This window comes from Paenibacillus sp. GCM10027626, from assembly GCF_042676285.1.
Taxonomy (GTDB): domain Bacteria; phylum Bacillota; class Bacilli; order Paenibacillales; family Paenibacillaceae; genus Paenibacillus_Z.
The window spans coordinates 463,005-485,099 of record NZ_JBHTHC010000001.1 but is presented as its reverse complement, the minus strand read 5'-3'; the positions used below and the strand labels follow the sequence as shown (position 1 = coordinate 485,099).

Genomic DNA, 22,095 nt, shown 5'->3' with positions numbered 1-22,095 from the left:
TCATTGCCGCGATAGCCGAAGCACATCAAACAATTTAATCTTCTGGCCTGTATGCTCATGAGACAGCCATTCTTCCTGCACATGGTCGATAAACAGAACGCCATTCAAATGGTCGATCTCATGCTGCATACAGCGGGCCAGGAACCCTTCGCCCTCAAGCACGATTGTCTCTCCCTGGCGATTCAGCGTCTGCACCTTAACCCGGTTGGCGCGCTTCACATAACCGTAGTAGCCCGGGTAGGACAAGCAGGCCTCAGTGCCGTACTGCTCGCCTTCGCTTTCGATAATCTCAGGGTTGATCAGCTCAATCAGGCCGCTGCCGCAATCCATTACGATCGCCCGGCGCAAAATGCCAATCTGCGGGGCGGCCAGACCAGCCCGGCCATCGCTGGCATATAATGTTTCTGCCAGATCATCCAGCAGCTTAAAGGTACGTTCATTCATCGTATCAACCGGTCTCGCCGTTTTGCGCAAGATCGGATCGCCAAACGGCAAAATTTGCTTCACTGTCATCTCAGTTCCCCTCCTTCGCTTGCCTAATAATACCATGGCAATGTTGTCCGAGTCACCAAGTAGCAGCCTAAAGTTCCTGCTTCGTCTTAGAGCAAAAAAAGGCTGAGCAGTCCCTGTCCTACCCAACCTTTTTTCGATCAATTGCATTCTGCCGTCAGCGGCCCAGCCAGTTCCTGCAAGAAAAACAGCTTTCCAGGCATTGTTGGCATATAAGTCGAAGGAATCCACATGCTCGGACCGTACCGCAGCGTCATCCACAGCGACATTCCCTGCCACTGCATGCCGCGCCCGAGCGCCCCGTCGCAGCCCCCGATAATTCGGTCCGACTGCAAAAACAGGCCGGGCCCTATTGTATTAGCCGTACATGGAACGAGCGTTGTCCGGCTCTTAAAGCTAGTAATCGCATTTTGCTCAATGGTGAGCGGATGCAGCTTGGCGCCGATCCGGTAATTCTGGCTCTTCCATTCTTCCTCGGATGAAAATTCTGCAGCAAATTGCGGCTCCCAAAAGGCAATATGGCACATGCGCCCGATGCCGAAAATCGTCACCAGCTTGGCATTGCCCGCTTTTAATGCAGCGATTTTTTCGCCATAAGCAGGCAAATTTTCTTTCGTTGCGAAATTGCGCTGGGCTTTCGGTACAGTCAGTTCACCGAGCGGACCGTAGAAAGCATTTTGCATCGCATTTTCGAACGATCCCGAGTTGCTGGCCGCAAGCGTATTGCCGTCGGCGTCGCTCCACTCATCCATATTGAAGCCATGTACATGAGCGCAGCTCACATTCCACGCCTTCAAGAAATAGACTGCCCATTTGTACATGCCCATCGGACCAACCGGAAGGATCAGCGCCAATTGCCGTCCTTCTTCACCGGTGCGCTTTATTTCCAGCGCAATTTCATGACCAAGCATAACATCAAAGTCGCCCACTTGCTCGCAAACGACTGGCTCAAACTCCGGATGCCAGAACGATTGACGTTCTGTAATCGCTTCCGGGGCATGCGAACAGCATGCGTCAATTTTGGCAAAATCCCATCCGGCAGGATAGAAGCCTTCCAGCAAGGAACCTTTTTGTGTGCTCATAAAATCCATCTTGTATCCAACTCCTCTTCAAAATTTAATATATCCGCTAGGGCAGAAGCCGCTTGGTTGTCATGCGCGGCCACGCTTTGCAACGCCTGAAGCCCTCCCCGTACATCACGCCTGATTGCAAGCCGCGAAAGCGGGAGCAGCTGCGGACAAATTCCAGAAAATCGATATTGTCATGCTCGCGCAGCCAATCGATCTGACTGCGATGACAATCGTTCATCGCAATTTTCATATCAATAAACTCACTTATGTCGACATATTCTTCCGGCAAAAAATTAACGCCTGCCAGTGTATCCATATAATAAATCGGCACAATTGAAGAATAAGCCGGCGTATCGGGCAGCATATGCGGCACACTGGCCGAGAAGCTGGCATCGAATACGGCTTTACTGACTTCCTGATGATCGACCATATAATCGTCGGGATTGTGCGTAATGATGAAATCCGGCTTTACATCGCGAATAAGACGAATCAATTCATGAACGGCCTGTTGGTTTTCTGCTTTGAGCTGCAAATCCGGAATTTGCAAGCTTACAACATCGGCGCCAATTAGCGCTCCGGCAGCCCGAGCCTCCTTCGCCCTGATTTCGCTTAATTCCTTTGGGCGTATGACAGCATGCCCTTTGTCCCCATTCGCGACATGGCACATGGTCACATGATGCCCTTGCTTTCTCAAGGCAGCAAGTGTGCCGGAACAGCCGATTTCCAAATCATCGGGATGGCATCCGACAGCAAGTATATTCATTGTCCTCTCTCCAGACTTGTCCCCGGCGGTCAAGCCGGTTTTTCTTGAATAATGCGCTTACAATGAATTGTAATTGATCCGACTCCCTTTTTCTTTACCATTGCGTCTGATTCCTTTATCAAATCGTCCATTTTTGCTATAGTATTGCTTACAGGAGGGAGTCGCAATGGCAACCAAATCCAAGCGTTTTCCGCGAACGAAGCTTTCCGACTATATAACGGTCCGGCAGATCGTCTCTCTGCATTATTTCGAATTTTCCAAAGACTTTATTTTTGATGGGGAAAAGCATAACTTCTGGGAATTTGTCTACGTCGACCGCGGCGAGGTTGAGGTGATTGCCGATGAAGAAATTTTCTTGCTTAAGCAGGGGGATATTATTTTTCACAAGCCAAATGAATATCACAATGTATGGGCCAACAAACGTATTGCCCCGAATGTGATCATTATATCCTTCGTATGCCGCTCTCCCGGCATGCGCAATTTTGAAAACAAACTATTTTCATTAAATGATTCGCAGCAGCAGCTGATGGCCCAATTGCTCAAAAACGGCTTTGCCGCCTTCCATCCTCCGTTCGACGATCCGCGCAATCATACATTAAAAAAGCGGGAGGATGCCCCTCCCGCTGCGGAACAGCAAGTGCGTATTTACTTGGAGCTGCTGCTCATTCACCTGCTGGAGGACATGGACAGCTCCATGCCGCGCCACCGCTTGTCCGGTGCAGCCAAGGAACAGAGCGACAGAGATTTAATCCGGCAAATCTCCGCTTATATGGAGCAGCATGTATTTCAAAGCTTAAAGGTCGAACGTATATGTCAAGCGTTCAGCATTAGCCGCAGCCATGCCTTTGCCATCTTCAAGGAACGCACCGGACAAAGCATTATGCATCATTTTCGCTCCTTGAAGATCGAACGCGCCAAGCAAATGATCCGCGAGGAAAGACATAATATAACTGAAATTGCCGAGCTGCTGCAATATAGCAGTGTCCACAGCTTCTCCAGACAGTTTAAAATGATCGTCGGCATGTCGCCGACAGAATACGCCAGATCAGTAAAATCGCGAATTTAATAGATGCGCGGCACGCGCGCGGCCAGACTGCTCGTAATTTCCTGAGCCGCGCCCCCCAGGCATTGCGCCAGCTCCGCACATGTTACTTGCTCCTGGCCCTGGCGTCCGATCAGTGTAACACGCGTGCCGGGCAAATAATGCTTAGGCAACCTGATCATCATTTGATCCATACATATTTTTCCGATAATAGGCGCGCGCTGGCCATCAACCAGCACTTCTGTCAGGCGCAGACTTTGATTCCAGCCATCGGCATAACCGATCGGCACAGTGCCCACCCATTCCGTCTGCTCGGCCTGGTAACATTGATCATAGCCGATGTATTCCCCTTTCCTCACCTGCTTCACCTGTATGAGCCGGCTATGCAGCTGCAGCGCCGGTTTCAACAGATTCCTTTCACGCAGCAGTCTTGGGGTAAATCCATAAAGCGCCGCTCCTATTCTTACCATATCCATTGCCAGTTCGGGAAAGCGCAGCGCTGCGGCGCTTCCAGCAGAGTGATAGCGTCGTACAGCCAGTCCCGAGGACTTCACCCAGCCGGCCATTTCCATAAAACGATCGCGCTGCTGCTCCATATAGCTCGTATCCTCCTGCCCTGCTGTGGCAAAATGAGTGTATACGCCTTCTATGGCAATATCTGCTTCCCGCAGCAGCGGCAGCATCTGCTCCCACTCCCATCGCTCGCGAATGCCCGCTCTTCCCAGGCCGGTGTCCAGCTTTAGATGAAGTTTCAATTTCACTGCAGATGCAACCGGCTTATACGCCCGCATTTGCTGCAGCCAAGCGGCTGAAGCTACCGTCAGCATTAAATTCCGCTTCACAGCAAGCGGAACTTCCGCCGGTGCGATTGGCGTCAAAATGAGGATCGGGGCGGTTATGCCGCAATTTCTCAGCTCAAGCGCTTCGCTCAAATAAGCGACAGCGAGCTGATCCGCGCCTGCTCTAAGCGCTTCTCTGGCTACAGCGACCCCGCCATGTCCGTAACCATCGGCTTTGACTACAGCCATAAAGGACGTGCCAGCTGGCAGCAGTTGCCGAATATAGCGCGCATTATGCCGAATAGCTGCCAGATCGACCTCGGCATACGTTTCGCGCTGAATAGCATCTATTCTGCCAGCACGTTTATAATTTGGTATACGCTCTCCCATCTGCACTCACCTCGCATATTCGATCGACTGCCGCTCCAGATGGCGCTCAAGCGCATAATCAATTAGCCGCTCAATCAGCTCGCCATAAGAAGTCCCGTTAGTTCTTTCCCACATAACAGGATACATGCTGCAATTCGTGAAGCCGGGCATTGTATTAATCTCATTCAGGTAAATTTGCTGCCGGCCATCGACAAAGAAATCGACGCGCGCCAGCCCGCTGCATCCTAAAGCAGTGTAGGCTTTCACTGCGGTTTCCCTGATTTGCTCTGTAATCGAAGCCGGCAGATCGGCCGGAATGGACATTTGAAGCTGCGGGTCCAAATATTTAGCCTCATAATGAAAGAAAGATCCTTCGTGGATAAACTCTCCCGGCCAAGAAGCGGCCGGATGATCGTTGCCCATTACCGCAACCTGGATCTCGCGGGCGCAAGCGTCGCGCTCGACGACGATTTTACGATCGAAGCGAAAAGCTTCGCTAAGCGCCGCATCAAGCTCACTACGCTGCTGGCATCTGCTAATGCCAACGCTGGAGCCCAGCGAGGCCGGCTTCACATAACAAGGGTAGCCGATCGTTTGCTCGATTTGCCCGCTCACCTGCTCCCCGTAAAGCTTCCAGTCGCGCCAGCTATAAGTCAAATGCTCAATTTGCGCAATACCGGCTTGCTGCAAAATCGTCTTGCAAACAGCCTTATCCAATGCCATCGCCGAAGACAGCACGCCATTGCCAACATAAGGAATATCGAGCAGCTCCATCATCCCCTGGAGCGTACCGTCCTCCCCGCCCGTGCCGTGCAGCATCGGCAGTACAACTTTCTTCCCTTCCTGGTTAAATATGGTGGATAGCAGCTGACCAATCGATGCTGCCACACTGGTCCTGCCGCTTTGCGAAGCAGTCAGCTCCTCGATTGAGCTAATCGCCCTTTCAAGCGCCCCGCTGCAGCTCCAGCGGCCGTCGCGTGCAATATGAATCGGATATACCGTATATTTGTGCAAATCTATTGACTGCAGTGCGGTAAATGCTGTCTTTAATGAAACTTCATATTCAACCGACTTGCCGCCGTAAAATAGATAGAGTAAAGTTTTCATTTCCTGCGCCTCCTGTGGCTTGCGTAACTTCATTACCTTTACTTTACGGCGCAAATCTTGACAGGCTTGTACGAAATCATTAAGAAAACATTACGATCCATTAAATAAAAAATAACGCTTTTCCGGAACTTCCCCGGACGCAAGCGTTTAGGTCGTGAGAATAACGGCTTAGGCTGACACCGCGTGTCGCCAAGTTTTATCTAGCGGAAGTCACAGACGCTATTTCGTCAATAACACTCCTTTTTGAAATCTAACGGACGTGAGCGATCTTAATGGGCCATTTTCTGGCGAAATTGTGCTCATAATCATCAAATAACGGCGCACAGTTCCGTTACAATTTCAGATCGGTCGATTTTTCGAAAATAGCGGCCATGACATCCGTTAGCGTTCGTTCATCAGCTGACCGTAGGAGGCTGTCGATTAATTTTGGACAGTGTCCAATCGACATTTTTGTAAGGCGGGCGAATCGGCGGACCGCGCGGACCGTAGATCCGTTATCTGTGAACAAAACAACAAAAACGGCTTGCACACGGACCGTAGGGGGCTGTCTATTCGTTGTGGACATCTGCAAGCGCGGGTGAAGTGGGCCGTCGCGGACAATGGATCCGTTATCTGCGAACAAACATGTCAAATTGACGGCGAAGCGGACCGTGGTTCCGTTATTTGCTTTAAATTGCCGCGAAAACCCGGCAAAACCAGCCGATAACGGATCCTATGTCCGCGAACCCTCCGAACTAGTCGGGTCACGACAAAATAGCGGATTCTGTGTCCGCATGACTCACAGTTGCCCGTTAAAAAAAGGTTGAACAGCAGCGGCAACGCACCTGTTCAACCTTTAACCGGCGCTTACTTGACCAGCATTTGCGCTTGACGCACGACCCGGGGCTGATCGCGTTTGAACGAAGCGATCTGGGCCAAAAAATCGTCAAACAAGTAATTGGAATCCAGCGGACCCGGTGAAGCCTCGGGGTGATACTGTACAGAAAAGGCCGCAAATTTGCTATGCCGCAATCCTTCAATTGTGCGGTCATTGTTGTTAATATGCGTAACCTCCAGCTCCGTGCCGGCAATCGAATCAGCGTTCACCGTGTAGCCGTGGTTTTGCGAGGTCATATAAAATTTGCCTGTTCGCAGATCTTTGACAGGATGATTTCCGCCACGATGACCGAACTTCAGCTTCTCTGTATCCGCGCCGCACGCCAAGGCGAACAGCTGATGGCCGAGACAAATGCCGAATATCGGAAATTCGCCTAGAAGCTCTTGAATCATCCGCACCGCATAAGGTACATCCTTCGGGTCGCCAGGACCGTTGGAGAGCAGGATGCCGTCCGGCACGAGACGGCGAATCTGCTCGGCTGTCGTATCATGCGGGACGACGACAACGTCGCAGCCGCGACTGGCAAGCTCCTTCACAATCCCGCTCTTGGCGCCAAAATCGACAAGCACGATTCGCTCTTTATTGCCGGGGACGCTGAATACGCTGCGCGTAGAAACGCGGGCTACCTGATCTCTCATCGGCTCCATGCTATTCAGCATTTCCCTCAGTTCCTCAACCGGCTCATTCGCAGTCGACAAAATACCTCTCATTGTGCCGGACTGGCGAATGATTCGCGTAAGCATGCGCGTATCGATTTCACTGATGCCGACAATGCCATATTCTTTAAGGAAATAATCAAGTGTATATTGAGCTCGCCAATTGCTTGGAACCTCTTCATATTTTCTGACGGCGAAGCCGTGAATGAAAGGCCGCACCGCTTCAAAATCATCTCTCGTTATTCCATAATTGCCGATATGAGGATAGGTCATCGTTATAATTTGTCCGCAATAAGATGGGTCGGTAAGGAGCTCCTGATAACCCGCCATCCCGGTATTAAAGACAACTTCACCTGACGAGTTCCCCTCCGCTCCGAATGCCTGGCCAACAAAGAGCGTACCATCTTCCAACAGCAGTCTTGCCTGCATCTATCCTCACTCCCTCTCTAGTATAAGGTCAAGTATTGCTCTCTTTCCCACGGATGAACTTGCGTACGGAACATATCCCATTCGATTTGCTTCGCTTCTACAAACCGCTCGAGCGCATGATCTCCCAGTGCATTCGTCATTATTTCATCCTGAACCAGCTCGTCAAGCGCTTCTTGCAAGCTGGACGGCAAACTTATTATGCCCCATTCTTCTTTCACTTTATCTTCCATCGTGTAAATATTTTGATTCACAGGAGCAACGAGAGGAAGCTCGTTGCGGATTCCGTCCAGGCCGGCGGCGAGCATAACCGCAAGAGCAAGATAAGGATTTGCCGCCGGATCGGGATTTCTCAGCTCAATTCGTGTGCTCACTCCGCCGCTTGCCGGAACTCTGACGAGCGGGCTGCGGTTTTTGGCTGACCAGGCAATATAGCAAGGAGCCTCGTATCCCGGTACCAGCCGCTTATATGAGTTGACCGTCGGATTGGTAATGGCGGTGAAGGCGCGGGCATGCTTCAAAACTCCGGCCAAGTAGTGTTTAGCCGTATCGCTCAGTCCCAATTCGTCCTGCTCGCAGGCAAATGTGTTCTCACTGCCCCGCGCCAGCGATTGATGGCAGTGCATACCGGAGCCGTTCATACCGAACAACGGCTTTGGCATAAATGTAGCATGAAGCCCGTGCTTTCTTGCTATATTTTTCACGACAAGCTTAAACATCTGGATTTGGTCGGCTGCCGTTACGGCATCGGCATATTTGAAATCAATCTCATGCTGGCCTGGAGCTACCTCATGGTGGGAGGCTTCAATCTCGAAACCCATCTCCTCCAGCGTCAGCACGATTTCCCGGCGGCAGTTTTCGCCAAGATCGGTTGGCGCCAGGTCAAAATATCCCCCGTTATCGTTCAGTTCCATAGTCGGATGACCATGCTCGTCCGTCTTGAAAAGGAAAAATTCAGGTTCCGGTCCTACATTCATCGCCGTGAAGCCCATCTCTTCCATGTCCTTTAAGGCGCGCTTCAAAATTCCGCGCGGATCGCCGGCAAACGGCTTGCCTTCGGTTGTATATACATCGCAGATAAGAGCAGCGATTTTCCCCTTCTCCGCTTCCCACGGGTAGATCATCCAGGTGTTCAGATCCGGATAAAGGTACATATCGGACTCTTCAATGCGGACAAAGCCTTCTATAGAGGAGCCGTCAAACATCATTTTATTGTCCAAAGCCTTGGGAAGCTGACTGATTGGAATTTCAATATTTTTAATCGTTCCGAACAAATCAGTGAACTGCAAACGGATGTAACGTACATTTTCCTCGTGAGCGATGTTAAGAATCTGTTCCTTGCTGTAAGCTCTTTTCATCTTCCTTGCTCCTCTCGTTTGTTTGCGGCTATATAAAATGATAACACGAAAATATGAACATTCATTTGGATTCAATGGTATATTATTTGCATCGAAGTCATAAAAGCGAACATTATTTACCTAATAGAAAATAAGTGTACGGTTTTTATTGAGCAATAGGCAGCTCCAATTCTCCGTGGCAAATATATGCGGCCGGGCCGCTTTTCCATACATGGTTGTTCCGATCCCAACGAATCGTCAAATCTCCGCCAGGCAAATGGACTGTGATGGGCTCATCTTTATTCAGTCTCTTGTTCAAAGTGGCGGCAACTACAGCAGCACAGGCTCCTGTGCCGCAAGCCATAGTCAGGCCCGATCCTCTTTCCCAAACACGGTAATTGATTTCCCGCTCGTTTAATACATGAACGATACCGACATTGACTCTTTCCGGAAACAAATCGGCGTGTTCGATTTTCGGGCCCCATTGCTCCAGTGGAAAGGCATTTACATCATCGACGAACAGAATGGCATGAGGATTGCCCATCGATACGCACGTCAAATGAAACATCTGATCCTCAAATGCGAACGGTTCGCTTATTGTTGTAGAACGCGCGTCGCCTTTCATCGGCAAGGTTTCTTTGCTCAGCCCCGGCATCCCCATATCGACCTTTACATTCCGCACCGTCGGCTGATGCTGATTGATCTCAAGCTCTACCTCCACGCTGACGATCTCGCCCCACGTTTCAATCGTAAATTGAGTTGCATTGGAATAACCGCTATCGAACAAATATTTTGCCGTACAGCGCAAGCCGTTGCCGCACGTTTTCCCTTCCGAGCCGTCGGCATTGAATATTCTCATGCGAAAATCAGCTTTATTGGAGGGGCAAATAAGAATCATGCCGTCCGAACCGATTCCGAAATTAACATCTGATACTGATTTGGCCAGCTCCGATAAGTCCTGTTCTTCCAGATCAGCATCCAGCAGATTAAAAAAGATATACTTATTGCCTAAACCGTGCATTTTCGTAAACAGCACTGCTCTTCACTCCTCGCCCTAAAAGACAAACTCAGCTCTGCCGAGTCGCGTTTTAATTTCTTCCACAATACGCTGCTCCTCTTGTAAGCTGCTTGCCTGAAATGTAACCGAAAAACGCACATACGGGCCTGCATCATCCCACGGAACGCTGGAGATAAGATGCTCTTTGAGCAAGTATTGGCAAAATTGCTCTGCCGTTTCAAATTGCGGACCGTTCACAATCCCTCTGGGGATTTTGGTATACAGGAAAAAGGAGCTTTTCGGTTTTGTAACGCGGAACCCGCAAGCACGCATCGCACCTGTCAGCATTTCATGTCTGCGCGAGTATTTCAAAGCTGTCTGCTCTGTAATTTCAGGATGGGCAAGCGCATAGGCCGCCGCCTTCTGAATCGGAATAAATTGACCGGAGTCGTTATTGTCCTTCACCGTAGCGAAGGCGTTGACGATTTTGGCGTTTCCCGCCACAAATCCGATCCGCCACCCTGTCATGTTGAACGACTTGGAGAGCGAATGCAGCTCCACCCCGACATCCTTCGCCCCGGGAACAGACAGAAAGCTTAACGGTTCTGTATCATCGAATACAAGTGCAGCATAAGCGGCGTCATGCACGACGATCAGCCGGTTTTGTTTGGCAAACTGGACGACTTCCGCAAAAAATTCCTTGCTGGCCACAGCGCCGGTAGGGTTATTCGGATAATTCAAATAAAGCAGCTTCGCTCGTTTTAATACATCCTCATCAAACGCATTCAGGTCGGGAAGAAAGCCGTTCTCTTCTGTTAAAGGAAAATGAACGACTTCCCCGCCATAGTATCGGGTATGTGTGCCCAGCACCGGATAGCAAGGCGACGGCATGAACGCAATATCTCCCGGATTAATAAAGGCGGCGGGCAGCATAGCCAGAGCAGATTTGGAACCGATGGCGTGGTTGATTTCCGTTTCCGGATCAATACCGCTTACTCCAAATACTTGCTCCATATAGGAAGCGGCCGCCTGCTTGAAATCGCCAATTCCGTTATCCGCATAAAAGCGGTTCTCCGGTTTCCGCGCTTCCTGCTCCAAAATTTGCACAACCGTTCCGTCTGCCATCGCATCCGGCTCGCCTACCCCCAGATCAATCAATTCGATATGCGGATTGGCCAGCATCGCCTCTTTTTTGCCCCGCTTGATTTTCTCAAACTTGTAGATCTCATTTTTTAATCCGAACTGCTGTCCGCCGATGCGCCCTGCGAACAGCTGCTGTATATCGTACATAGTCATGGCGACTCCCTCTATCTCATAATATATTGATGGCATTCTTTGGCCGCTTCTTTGCCTTCTTGAATCGCCCAGACGATAAGACTTTGACCCCGGCGGGCATCCCCGGCAGCAAATACGCCATTGGCACTGGTTCGATACGAGCCTGCAACGGTGGAAACAGCGGAGCGTGTGTTTCGCTTTATTTGCATTTGCTCGAGCAGCTCCGGTTCCGGACCCTGGAAGCCGATTGCCAGCAGAACGAGCTGAGCAGGCCACACCCGCTCCGTTCCGGGGACCGCTTCCTTACTGGCGTTCAGCGCTTGGCTTCTGACACCGGCAATTTTTCCTGATGCATCGCCGAGAAATTCGATCGCCGAAGTAGCGAAAGCGCGCGGATCTTTGCCAAACCGCTTCATCGCTTCCTCTTGCCCGGAATCCAGCTTATGAATGACGGGATATTGCGGCCACGGATTTTCATTGCCGCGCTCAGCGGAGCGCTTGGCGTAAATGTCGAATTGCACCAGACTTTTGCAATCCTGCCGCAGCGCAGTGGAAATACAGTCAGTCGCGGTATCTCCACCTCCGATGACGATCACGTCCAAACCTTGGGCAGAGATGTAATTCCCGTCGGCCAGGTTGGAATCAAGCAAGCTTTTCGTATTTAAATGGAGATATTCCATAGCGAAATGAATGCCCTGATGCTCCCGGCCCGGAATCGTCAAGTCGCGCGGACGAGTGGCGCCAATACATAGCACAACGGCATCATATTCCGTTTGCAGCTGTTCGATCGGAATTTGCTTGCCTACCTCGGCACCGGTAACAAAGCGAATGCCTTCTTCGGCAAGCAGCTTCACCCGCCGATCAACAACATGCTGTTCGATCTTCATCTTCGGAATGCCGTAAGTCAGCAAGCCGCCGATCCGATCCGCCCTTTCAAATACCGTCACGCTGTGGCCGTACTGGTTCAGCTCGGCGGCGCAGGCGAGACCCGCCGGACCGGAACCGATTACGGCCACTTTTTTGCCTGTACGCAGAACAGGCGGCGCAGGCCGAACCCAGCCTTCCTGGAATGCCCTGTCAATGATCGCCCACTCAATGTTCTTGATCGTGACCGGCGACTCATAGAGCGAGGCGACACATCCTCCTTCACAGGGAGCGGGACAAGCGCGGCCGGTAAATTCGGGAAATGGATTCGTCAACCGCAAACGCTCATAGGCTTCCTGCCAATTACCTTTGTAGATAAGCTCGTTCCACTCCGGTATGAGATTGTACACCGGGCACCCCGTCGTCATCCCTGCCAGCGTACTACCATTTTGGCAGAAGGGAACTGCACAATCCATGCAGCGGGACGCTTGCTCCCGCAATACATCCTCATCCGGAAGACGGGCGACCTCCTGCCAATCTTTCGTCCGCTCCAAAGGATCGCGGTAACGGAGCGGATTTCTTGCATAGTCCATAAAACCAGTAGCTTTTCCCATTGATCATCACCTCGATCCTGGAGATTTGCCGCCCAGCAGCAGAGGCGCGGAGTGATCCGCTGACTGCAGCAAGCGTTTGTATTCTTTAGGAATGACGCGCACAAATTGTGCAACTGCCTGTTCCCACTGCTGAAGCATGCGTCCGGCTGCCATGCTTCCGGTAAATCGCAGATGGCGCTCTAAAAGTGTTTTGACATGAGAAATTTCTTTTTTGTCCTGCTCCTGCAGCGCTTCTATAAGCACGAGCTCCCGATTGCATCGCTCGCGCAGGCCGCTGTCATCGGCTGCAGCAATATAAGCTAAGCCGCCCGACATTCCGGCAGCGAAATTTTTACCGACTTCACCGAGGACGATCACAGTTCCTCCGGTCATATACTCGCAGCCATGATCGCCTATTCCTTCTACTACTACTGTCGCTCCGCTATTTCTGACACAAAATCTTTCCCCGGCTTTGCCACGGATGAACGCTTCGCCTGCCGTTGCCCCGTAAAAAGCCGCATTGCCAATAATGACATTATCTTCAGCAGTAAATTGGGATTTGGATGCTGGATAGATGACGATTTTGCCGCCTGACAGCCCTTTGCCGACCGCATCGTTCGCTTCGCCCTCCAGCGTCAGCGTCATACCGCCCGGAATGAATGCTCCGAAGCTTTGCCCTGCCGAGCCTTGAAATTGAAGGTTGATGGAGTGATCCGGCAGCCCTTCCGCACCGCAATGTCTGGTCAGCTCGCTGCCAAGCAGCGTTCCCACCGCACGATCTGTATTGGAGACTGGCAGATAAGCATACACTCGTTCTTTGTTTTCCCACGCCTTGCGGCTGATTGGCAGCAGTTGACGGGAGTCTAATGTCCGGTCCAGTTCGTGATCCTGCTCCTGCGCAAATGCCCGTTCCCCTTCTACTTGATAGAGGAGCGCAGCCAGATCCAGCTTCTCCGTTTTCCAATTGCCATGATCCGACCGCTTTAGCAGATCTGTGCGCCCAATCATTTCATCCATCGATCTGAAGCCTAACTGGGCCATATATTCGCGAACTTCCTGTGCAATGAAATACATGAGATTGACGATATGCTCAGGCTGGCCTGCCATTTTTTTGCGCAGCTCCGGATTTTGTGTGGCAATGCCTACCGGACATGTATCCATATGGCAAACCCTCATCATGACACAGCCGAGGGAAACTAGCGGCAAGGTGGAAAAGCCGTATTCCTCTGCGCCCAATAAAGCGGCGATGACAACGTCGCGCCCGTTCATCAGCTTCCCGTCGGTTTCCAGTCTGACCCGGTTGCGCAAGCCGTTCAGCATCAGGGTTTGATGAGCTTCGGCAAGCCCCAGCTCCCACGGCATGCCCGCATGCTTAATGCTTGTTCGCGGCGCGGCCCCGGTTCCTCCATCAAAGCCGCTGATCAGAATGACATCTGCCTTGGCCTTGGCCACGCCCGCAGCGATCGTCCCAACTCCGGCTTCGGATACGAGCTTGACGTTTATTCTTGCTTGCGGATTGGCATTTTTCAAATCATAGATCAGCTCGGCCAAATCCTCGATCGAATAAATATCATGGTGAGGCGGAGGGGAGATCAGCTCGATTCCGGGGATGGAGCCTCTTGTCCTGGCCACCTGCGGCGTAACTTTGTGACCTGCCAGTTGTCCTCCTTCACCGGGCTTCGCTCCTTGCGCCATCTTGATCTGAATTTCCTCGCTGTTGACCAGATAGTGGCTGTTGACGCCGAATCTTCCCGAAGCGACCTGCTTGATTGCACTGCATTTCGAGTCTCCGTTCGGCAGCGGGGCGAACCGTTCGGGATCTTCTCCCCCCTCGCCGGAGTTGCTCTTGCCGCCGATGCGGTTCATGGCGATCGCAATCGCTTCATGCGCCTCCTGGCTGATCGAGCCGAATGACATTGCGCCGGATTTAAACCGGCGGGCAATCGATTGGACCGACTCTACTTCCTCGATCGGAACGGGAGCGGATGCCGGTTTCAATTGGAACAGGCCGCGCAAAGTTACATGGCCTTCCCTTTCCTCCTGCAGCATATCGCTATATTTTTTGAACAGGCTGTAATCGTCTGTCCGGCAAGCATGCTGCAGCGTATGAATCGTCTCCGGCCGGTAAATATGCGGCTCTCCGCCGGGCCGCCATTGCAGGTCAGAGCCGCTTTCGAGCGAGCCGGAGCTTTTCGCGTAAGCATTCCTATGTCTCATCAGCGTCTCACGGGCAATATCATCGATGCTGAGCCCGCCGATCTGCGATGAAGTTCTTGGGAAATATCGCTCCACCACCTGTGCACTGATGCCAATCGCTTCGAATATTTGCGCCCCAATGTAGCTCTGCAGCGTCGATATGCCCATTTTGGACATAATTTTCAAAATTCCCTTGCTCACTGAGCGCGCATAATTTTGGGATAGATCGTCGAGCGACAGCTTCGTCCCTGTCTCCTCGGCGAGAGCCGGCAATGAAGCGCAGACCAAATAGGGATGGACAGCATTGGCTCCATATCCGAGCAGTGCGGCAAAATGATGCACCTCGCGGGGCTCGCCGGACTCGACAATCAGGCTGACCTTGCTTCTGAAGCCAGTGCCGATCAAATGGTGGTGAACAGCGGAGACGGCAAGCAATGAAGGAATCGCCGCCTGCTCACGCCCAATTCCGCGGTCACTCAAAATCAGAATATTGCAGCCTTGCCCCATAACGCGGTCAACCGACTGCAGCAAAGTGTGAAGCGCACGTTCCATTTCGTTTCCATCCCCTTGATGCGGGAACAAGATCGGAACTGTTGCAGCCTTCCAGTCCGCTGTATGCAATTTTCGCAGTTGCCGCATTGCGGACACCGACAAAACGGGAGACTGCAGCCGGATTTTTTTGTATTTTTCCGGATTCGGCTCAAGCAAGTTGCCTTCCGAACCGAGCAGTACCTCAACCGAGGTGACCAGCTCCTCGCGAATAGCGTCAATTGGCGGATTCGTCACTTGAGCAAACCGTTGTTTGAAGTAATTAAACAGCAGCTGCGGCCTGTCGGAAAGTACGGCGAGCGGCGCGTCATAGCCCATCGAGCTCACAGGTTCATAACCTTCCAGCGCCATCGGCTTCAACACCTTATTCCATTCCTCATAGGTGTAGCCGAAAATCTGCTGCAGGCGCAGTAACGGCTCCTGGCACTCCAGGCTTTCATCATTGTCGTCCGCAGGCGCTTGCTCCATGTTTTCCAAGTCGACTACCGACTGCCGAGCCCACTCACGATAAGGATGCGAGGAGAACATTTGCTGCTTGATTTCATCATCGAGCATCAGCCGTCCTTTGTCATAATCGACGATCAGCATCTGCCCCGGTCCCAGCCGTCCTTTTAGTACAACCTTCTCTTCCGGCACATCAACAACGCCCGCCTCAGAGGCCAAATAGATAAAATCATCGCTTGTCACTACGTAACGGGCAGGCCGAAGTCCATTGCGATCCAGACAAGCCCCGACTTGCCGGCCGTCTGTATAGGCCATCGCAGCCGGACCGTCCCAAGGCTCCATCAGATTGCTGTGGTATTGATAGAACGCCCGTTTGTTCTCGTCCATTGCGGCAATATTGTGCCAAGGCTCGGGAATCATCATCATCATGGCATGCGGCAATGACCATCCGGACAGTACAAGCAGCTCCAGCACATTGTCGAACATTGCCGAGTCGCTGCCGGCTGGATCAACAACCGGACGAAGCAGCTCCAGATCAGGCAGGAGCTTCGAATGAAAGGCTGCTTCCCTTGCCAGCATCCAGTTTATGTTGCCGTCGATCGTGTTAATTTCACCATTATGCAAAGAGTACCGGTTCGGCTGCGCTCTTCTCCAGCTCGGGAACGTATTGGTGCTGAAACGATTGTGCACCATGGCCATAGCCGATTCATAACGCTCGCATTTCAAGTCCGAATAAAAGGCTTTGAGCTGTCCCGGTAGAAGCAGCCCTTTATAAACAATCGTTCTCGAGGATAAGCTGGGAATATAAAAGGCTTCGGCCGCTTCCTGCGGCAGCTGCCGCCTGATCTCCCCTTCAATCCGTCTGCGCAGCTGATATAACGCTCTTTCAAGCTGATCCTCATCTGTCGGCATATTGCTGGCGGGAGTGACAAACAGTTGGCGTATGCAAGGACAGGTTTGCTCGGCCTGAGCATTCAATACCGAGCGGTCTGTCGGTACTGTACGCCAGCCAAACACGTGCAAACCTTCCTTGGCAACCGCTGATTCAATTATATTTATAGCGTACTCGCGGCCTTTCGGATCTGCGGGTAAAAACAGCATGCCAACGCCATATTGTCCTGGCTGAGGAAGGCTTTTGCCGTGCTGCTGCCAATCGTGCTCGAACAATGCATGCGGCAGCTCGGTCATAATCCCGGCGCCATCCCCTAGTTTCTGATCCGCTCCACGGCCACCGCGGTGATTCATCCGCTCAAGCGCGATTAAAGCTTGTTCAACGATGATATGCGTTTTGTTGCCTTTAATATTCGCAAGCATTGCAATTCCGCAAGCGTCGTGCTCAAATTGAGGGTTGTACAACCCCTGCTTCCTGGGTGTGCGCATCTGCTGCATCAGGTTCCCTCCCATTCAAACAAAGATGGTTTTTGTTATATTTAGCGTAACATTCCACAGACCATTTTGATTTGGAGCGGATGGAGTAATATTTGCACTTTTGTTAGGGTCTCAAGAAAAAAGAAAAAAAGCCTTGCCCAGGAAGCTGGCGCGGCTTCGCTGACAAAGCTTTTCTTTTCATGTGGACAATTAGCGGATTTCGGAAGGCTTTTTGCCTGTGTAATGTTTGAACTGCCGGCTGAAGAAATGGACATCATTGTATCCGAGCGCGTCCGCCGCTTCGGTCACAGTCATTCCCGTAAAATGAAGCAGATGCTCGGCCCGTTTAATTCTGGCATGGACAATATAGGAACGAACGGTCTGGCCGATGATTTCTCTAAATTTTTGCGAAAAGTATTTGGGCGATAGGCTGGCGCGGGCCGCCAGACTTTCCACAGTATGAGGGTCCCCGGGATGCTGCTGCACGTAATTGGCGATTTCTTCAATCGTTTCAAGCAGGGAGTAGCTTGCCTTGGCCGTCTTTTCCTCCCCCACCTGCTCCTCCCGCAACAAATGAATCATCATTTGCTTCAGGATGAGCTTTGCTTCAATCTCTGCACCGAAGGTATGAACGAGAAACAGGCGCACATAACGGCGCAGCAGCGATTCGAGGCTGATAAAATCTTTAATGATTCGATACGGCTGCGGAATCAGAGTGACCGAAGCCGTCATATCGAAATGAATATAGGTTAGCACTAACGGATTTTGCGGCTGATGTGTTGCCGTTATTTCATCTCCAGGCCGAAACAGAAAGCAGCTTTGGGGCCGCAAATGAAAATGTCTGCCATTCAGGATCAAGTCCCCTTCTCCGCTCCACACATAAAATAAATCGTAATTGGGCATTGGCAAATCCCTTCTTCTCCATTGCCAGCCGGGTTCGCAATGAATCGTGGCAAAATGCGGCTTCAAATTAAAATGTTCAGGATCAAGATGCAGCATGGCAGTCACTCCCTCCTCCTGCTTTCTCATGGCGTTATGCCTCATTACCTCTCGATTAATTGTTCGCGTTTTGGCCCGACAGATACCCAGCGGATATGGACGCCGATAAGCCGTTCAAGGCACCGCACATATTCTTGAGCTTGCTCGGGAAGCTCTTCAAAACGACGGGCGCCGGAAATATCCGTTTTCCAGCCCTTTAACTTCTCCAGTACCGGACGCGCTTGCTTGAGCCGGGCAGTTGCAGGAAATTGCGCTGTTCGTTGCCCTTCCACTTCATACTGGGTACAGATCGGTATTTCATCCAAGTAGCCAAGAACATCAAGATTGGTTAGGGCCACCTCGGTTGCCCCTTGAATGGCGCACCCGTATTTTGTCGCTACTGCATCAAACCAGCCCATTCTCCGCGGCCGGCCGGTAGTAGCGCCGTACTCGCCAGCATCTCCTCCAAGCTTGCGCAGCTGATCCGCGGCATCGCCCTCAATTTCAGTTACAAATGGGCCAGTTCCCACACAGGAGGAATAAGCTTTTACTACCGCAACAATATTCTTGATCGCATATGGCGGTATGCCTGCGCCGACAGAAGCGAAGCCGGCAAGCGTCGAAGAAGAGGTAGAGTACGGATAGATGCCGTGATCCGGATCGCGCAGCGCACCTAGCTGTCCTTCCAGCAAAATTCTTTCCTTGTTGTCCAATGCCTGCTGTAACAGATCTGTAGTATTGCAAACGAACGGTTTTAACTTCTCCGCATCCTCTAACAAGTCAGCCAGCAAATCGTCTGCCTGAATGGGCGGTTTGCCATATAGATGCTGGAGCAGAATATTTTTCGAGACAAGAGCGGCCTCAAGACGCCGCTTAAGCCCTTCAGCATCATACAGCTCGGACACCTGAATCCCGATCTTCAAATATTTGTCCCCGTAAAAGGGAGCAATGCCCGCTTTGGTCGACCCAAATTTCCCTTCTCCTAATCTTTCCTCCTCCAAGCCGTCAAACAGCTTATGATACGGAAGGACAATCTGCGCCCGATCCGAAACGCGCAAATCAGGGGCCGGAACGCCACGTTGCAGCAAACCTTCCCGCTCGTGGAAAAAGTCTTTTATGTTAAATGCAACACCAGGACCAATCACATTAACGACATCGGAATAAAAAACGCCCGATGGGAGAATATGGAGAGCGAATTTGCCAAATTGGTTAATAATCGTGTGCCCTGCATTGCTGCCTCCTTGATAACGAACGACATACTTTGCATTGCCGGCAAACACGTCTGTCAACTTCCCTTTTCCTTCATCGCCCCAGTTAGCACCGACGATAGCTGTTACACTCATTTTACTCCCCGCTTCCCTTTACTTTTTTGACCAATCTTACTTTTTACTTACACCAAGTATACTTTTGCAGTGAAAATCTCGTCAACTATATAAAACATTATTTATTTATTGAAAACGTTTATTTATCAATTAAATGGCAAATAATCTCTCTAAACACGAACATTGAAATGATTGTTTATTTTATAGTTCGCTATTTACATTTGTCACTGTTGGCTGTACACTAAAAGGGCAAAAATTTCGAAAGACAAATCATTCGTTTTTTATTATTTACACTTTGGAGGATTTAAGATGCTTGAGCGCTATACACGCCCGGAGATGGGGCGGATTTGGGAGGAAGAAAACAAATTCAACGCCTGGCTTGAAGTTGAAATTCTGTCTTGCGAAGCGTGGGCAGAGCTCGGCGTCATTCCTGCGGAAGACGTTCGCGCAATTCGCGAGAAGGCGTCGTTCAGCATTGAGCGTATTTATGAAATTGAACAGGAAACGCGCCACGACGTCATTGCCTTTACACGAGCTGTATCGGAATCGCTTGATGAAGAGCGCAAATGGGTGCATTACGGCTTAACTTCAACCGATGTTGTCGATACCGCCCTCGGCTATTTACTGAAACAAGCGAATGAGATTTTAGAAGGCGATCTTGTTCGTTTCATTGCTATTTTATCCGAAAAAGCAATTGCTTATAAGTATACCCCCATGATGGGGCGCACACACGGCGTCCATGCTGAACCGACTACATTCGGTCTGAAGATGGCGCTGTGGCATGAAGAGATGAAGCGCAATTTGGACAGATTCCGGCTGGCTGCAGACGGGGTTCAGTTTGGCAAAATGTCCGGCGCTGTCGGCACCTATGCGAATATCGACCCGTCGATCGAGCAATATGTATGCGGCAAGCTCGGCATAAAGCCGGCGCCGATCTCGACACAGACACTGCAGCGCGACCGTCACGCCGATTATATGGCCACGCTTGCGCTGATCGCGACCTCGCTGGACAAATTCGCTACTGAAATACGCGCCCTGCAAAAAAGCGAATTTCGTGAAGTCGAGGAGCCGTTCAATAAAGGGCAAAAAGGTTCGTCGGCGATGCCGCACAAGCGCAACCCGATCGGCTGCGAAAGTATTAGCGGCTTGGCGCGCGTTATTCGCGGGCACATGGTTTCCGCTTATGAGAATGTCACTTTATGGCATGAACGCGACATTTCGCATTCGTCCGTAGAGCGGATCATATTGCCGGATGCGACGATCTTGCTTAATTATATGCTCAACCGGCTCGGCTCTATTTTGCAAAACTTGACGGTGTTCCCTGAGAACATGCTGCGCAATATGAAGCGCACGTTCGATGTGCCTTTCTCCGGCCGGGTCATGACCAAGCTGATCGATGCCGGCTTGTCGCGGGAAATGGCGTACGATACGGTGCAGCCGCTGGCAATGCAGGCATGGGAACAGCAGCGCTCCTTCCGCGAAATTGTATTTGCCACGCCAAAAATTACAGAGCGATTAAGCGCCGCTGAGCTTGAGGATTGCTTTGATCCAAGCTGGCATTTAAAACATGTCGATACGATTTTCGACCGTTTGGGTTTAGGAGGCGCCGCCAAATGACGCAAGCCTTGACGACTGCCGCCCGGCTGATAAAATCGCCGCTCCTCTATAAAGGAAAAGTGCGCGAGCTGTATGATTTGGGCGAGCATATGCTCATCGTCGTGACCGATCGCATCTCTGCATATGATTATGTGCTTGAGCCCGCAGTTCCTGGCAAAGGCATCATCTTGAATCAAATGAGTCTGGCATGGTTCGAGCTGAGCAAGCAAATCATGCCCAACCATATCGTTCACACCGACATCGATCAGTTGGGCCCGCTCGTAGAGGATAAAGATGCGCTGCGCAATCGAATTATGGTCGTGAAAAAAGCGGAGCGCCTCCCCGTTGAATGCGTCGTCCGGGGCTATTTGGCCGGCGATGGCTGGCGGCAGTATGCCGCGACAGGCATGATCAACGGTCATAAACTCCCCGCAGGGCTGCGGAAAAACGAGCGGCTGGGTAACCCGATCTTCACGCCGGCCAAAAAGAACGACGTCGGCCACGATGAAAATATTTCCTTTGCGGAAATGTCCGGCTGGCTCGGCGAAGAGCTGACCAGGCAGCTTGAGACTTTAAGCCTTGCGTTGTATCAGCTGGGGAACGAGTATTGCGAGCAGCGCGGCATTCTGCTCGCCGATACTAAATTCGAATTCGGGCGGGTCGGCGACGATATCGTGCTGATTGATGAGCTGTTCACTCCTGATTCCTCGCGCTTTTGGCACAAGGATAAATATGCGCTTGATATCGAGATCGAATCGCTCGACAAGGAACCGGTGCGCAAGTATCTGGCGGGCTCCGGCTGGGACCGGAACTCACCGCCAGCGCCGCTTCCTGCGCCAGTCGTTGCCGCGACTGCAGAGCGGTATAAAGAGATAGCGGAGCTTTTATTCAAATAAAGTTGGTCATTTTCGGTCAATGCTGCAGAATTCGGGTTCAAATGTTATAGTTTGTGCAACAATAGTTCCGGGGACATGAGC

The 22,095-nt window shown here is 51.4% G+C and carries 16 protein-coding genes; 3 read left to right on the top strand and 13 right to left on the bottom strand.

What is annotated here, in order from left to right; translation table 11 throughout:
* The 3 genes from def to ACFQ0N_RS02310 all read right to left on the bottom strand — a co-directional run bounded on the left by def (position 1) and on the right by ACFQ0N_RS02310 (position 2,343).
* On the bottom strand, positions 1-513 hold the full coding sequence (def, locus tag ACFQ0N_RS02320) for a peptide deformylase (protein ID WP_379322728.1): 513 nt from the start codon (positions 511-513) through the stop codon (positions 1-3).
* Between the two features lie 137 nt (positions 514-650).
* Positions 651-1,601, bottom strand: a complete 951-nt coding sequence (locus ACFQ0N_RS02315) for a sugar phosphate isomerase family (RefSeq protein ID WP_379322727.1) — start codon at positions 1,599-1,601, stop codon at positions 651-653.
* Between the two features lie 37 nt (positions 1,602-1,638).
* Positions 1,639-2,343 (bottom strand): PIG-L deacetylase family protein, encoded by a 705-nt coding sequence (locus ACFQ0N_RS02310; RefSeq protein WP_379322726.1) that lies wholly within the window; start codon positions 2,341-2,343, stop codon positions 1,639-1,641.
* Positions 2,344-2,509: 166 nt separating this feature from the next.
* On the opposite strand from ACFQ0N_RS02310, the gene ACFQ0N_RS02305 reads away from it, so the two are divergent.
* Positions 2,510-3,409, top strand: a complete 900-nt coding sequence (locus tag ACFQ0N_RS02305) for a helix-turn-helix domain-containing protein (protein WP_379322725.1) — start codon at positions 2,510-2,512, stop codon at positions 3,407-3,409.
* Here the strand turns inward: ACFQ0N_RS02305 and alr are convergent.
* The 10 genes from alr to ACFQ0N_RS02255 all read right to left on the bottom strand — a co-directional run bounded on the left by alr (position 3,406) and on the right by ACFQ0N_RS02255 (position 19,543).
* Complete coding sequence (gene alr / locus ACFQ0N_RS02300; RefSeq protein WP_379322724.1) at positions 3,406-4,554, bottom strand: alanine racemase; 1,149 nt, start codon at positions 4,552-4,554, stop codon at positions 3,406-3,408. The genes ACFQ0N_RS02305 and alr overlap by 4 nt on opposite strands.
* A gap of 6 nt (positions 4,555-4,560) precedes the next feature.
* Complete coding sequence (locus ACFQ0N_RS02295) at positions 4,561-5,640, bottom strand: D-alanine--D-alanine ligase family protein (protein ID WP_379322723.1); 1,080 nt, start codon at positions 5,638-5,640, stop codon at positions 4,561-4,563.
* Between the two features lie 846 nt (positions 5,641-6,486).
* Positions 6,487-7,602, bottom strand: coding sequence for a glutamine-hydrolyzing carbamoyl-phosphate synthase small subunit (gene carA, locus ACFQ0N_RS02290; RefSeq protein WP_379322722.1), 1,116 nt, complete (start codon positions 7,600-7,602; stop codon positions 6,487-6,489).
* Between the two features lie 17 nt (positions 7,603-7,619).
* Positions 7,620-8,957 (bottom strand): type I glutamate--ammonia ligase, encoded by a 1,338-nt coding sequence (glnA, locus tag ACFQ0N_RS02285; protein WP_379322721.1) that lies wholly within the window; start codon positions 8,955-8,957, stop codon positions 7,620-7,622.
* A gap of 145 nt (positions 8,958-9,102) precedes the next feature.
* A complete protein-coding gene (dapF, locus tag ACFQ0N_RS02280) occupies positions 9,103-9,972 on the bottom strand; it encodes a diaminopimelate epimerase (RefSeq protein WP_379322720.1) in 870 nt (289 codons plus the stop codon).
* An 18-nt stretch (positions 9,973-9,990) separates the two neighbouring features.
* On the bottom strand, positions 9,991-11,223 hold the full coding sequence (locus ACFQ0N_RS02275) for an LL-diaminopimelate aminotransferase (RefSeq protein WP_379322719.1): 1,233 nt from the start codon (positions 11,221-11,223) through the stop codon (positions 9,991-9,993).
* 17 nt (positions 11,224-11,240) lie between these two features.
* Positions 11,241-12,686, bottom strand: coding sequence for a glutamate synthase subunit beta (locus tag ACFQ0N_RS02270; RefSeq protein WP_379322718.1), 1,446 nt, complete (start codon positions 12,684-12,686; stop codon positions 11,241-11,243).
* A 6-nt stretch (positions 12,687-12,692) separates the two neighbouring features.
* Positions 12,693-17,243, bottom strand: coding sequence for a glutamate synthase large subunit (gltB, locus tag ACFQ0N_RS02265; protein ID WP_379322717.1), 4,551 nt, complete (start codon positions 17,241-17,243; stop codon positions 12,693-12,695).
* A gap of 189 nt (positions 17,244-17,432) precedes the next feature.
* Positions 17,433-18,221 carry a helix-turn-helix domain-containing protein gene (locus tag ACFQ0N_RS02260; protein WP_379322986.1) on the bottom strand — a complete coding sequence of 263 codons (789 nt, stop codon included), beginning with the start codon at positions 18,219-18,221 and terminating at the stop codon, positions 17,433-17,435.
* A 44-nt stretch (positions 18,222-18,265) separates the two neighbouring features.
* A complete protein-coding gene (locus ACFQ0N_RS02255) occupies positions 18,266-19,543 on the bottom strand; it encodes an adenylosuccinate synthase (RefSeq protein WP_379322716.1) in 1,278 nt (425 codons plus the stop codon).
* 288 nt (positions 19,544-19,831) lie between these two features.
* Between ACFQ0N_RS02255 and purB the strand changes: the two genes are divergently transcribed.
* The gene (gene purB / locus ACFQ0N_RS02250; RefSeq protein WP_379322715.1) at positions 19,832-21,139 is read left to right on the top strand and encodes an adenylosuccinate lyase; all 1,308 of its coding nucleotides are present in this window, start codon (positions 19,832-19,834) and stop codon (positions 21,137-21,139) included.
* Positions 21,136-22,014, top strand: a complete 879-nt coding sequence (locus ACFQ0N_RS02245; protein WP_379322714.1) for a phosphoribosylaminoimidazolesuccinocarboxamide synthase — start codon at positions 21,136-21,138, stop codon at positions 22,012-22,014. Before purB ends, ACFQ0N_RS02245 begins: the two co-directional genes overlap by 4 nt.
* Positions 22,015-22,095: the final 81 nt, after the last annotated feature.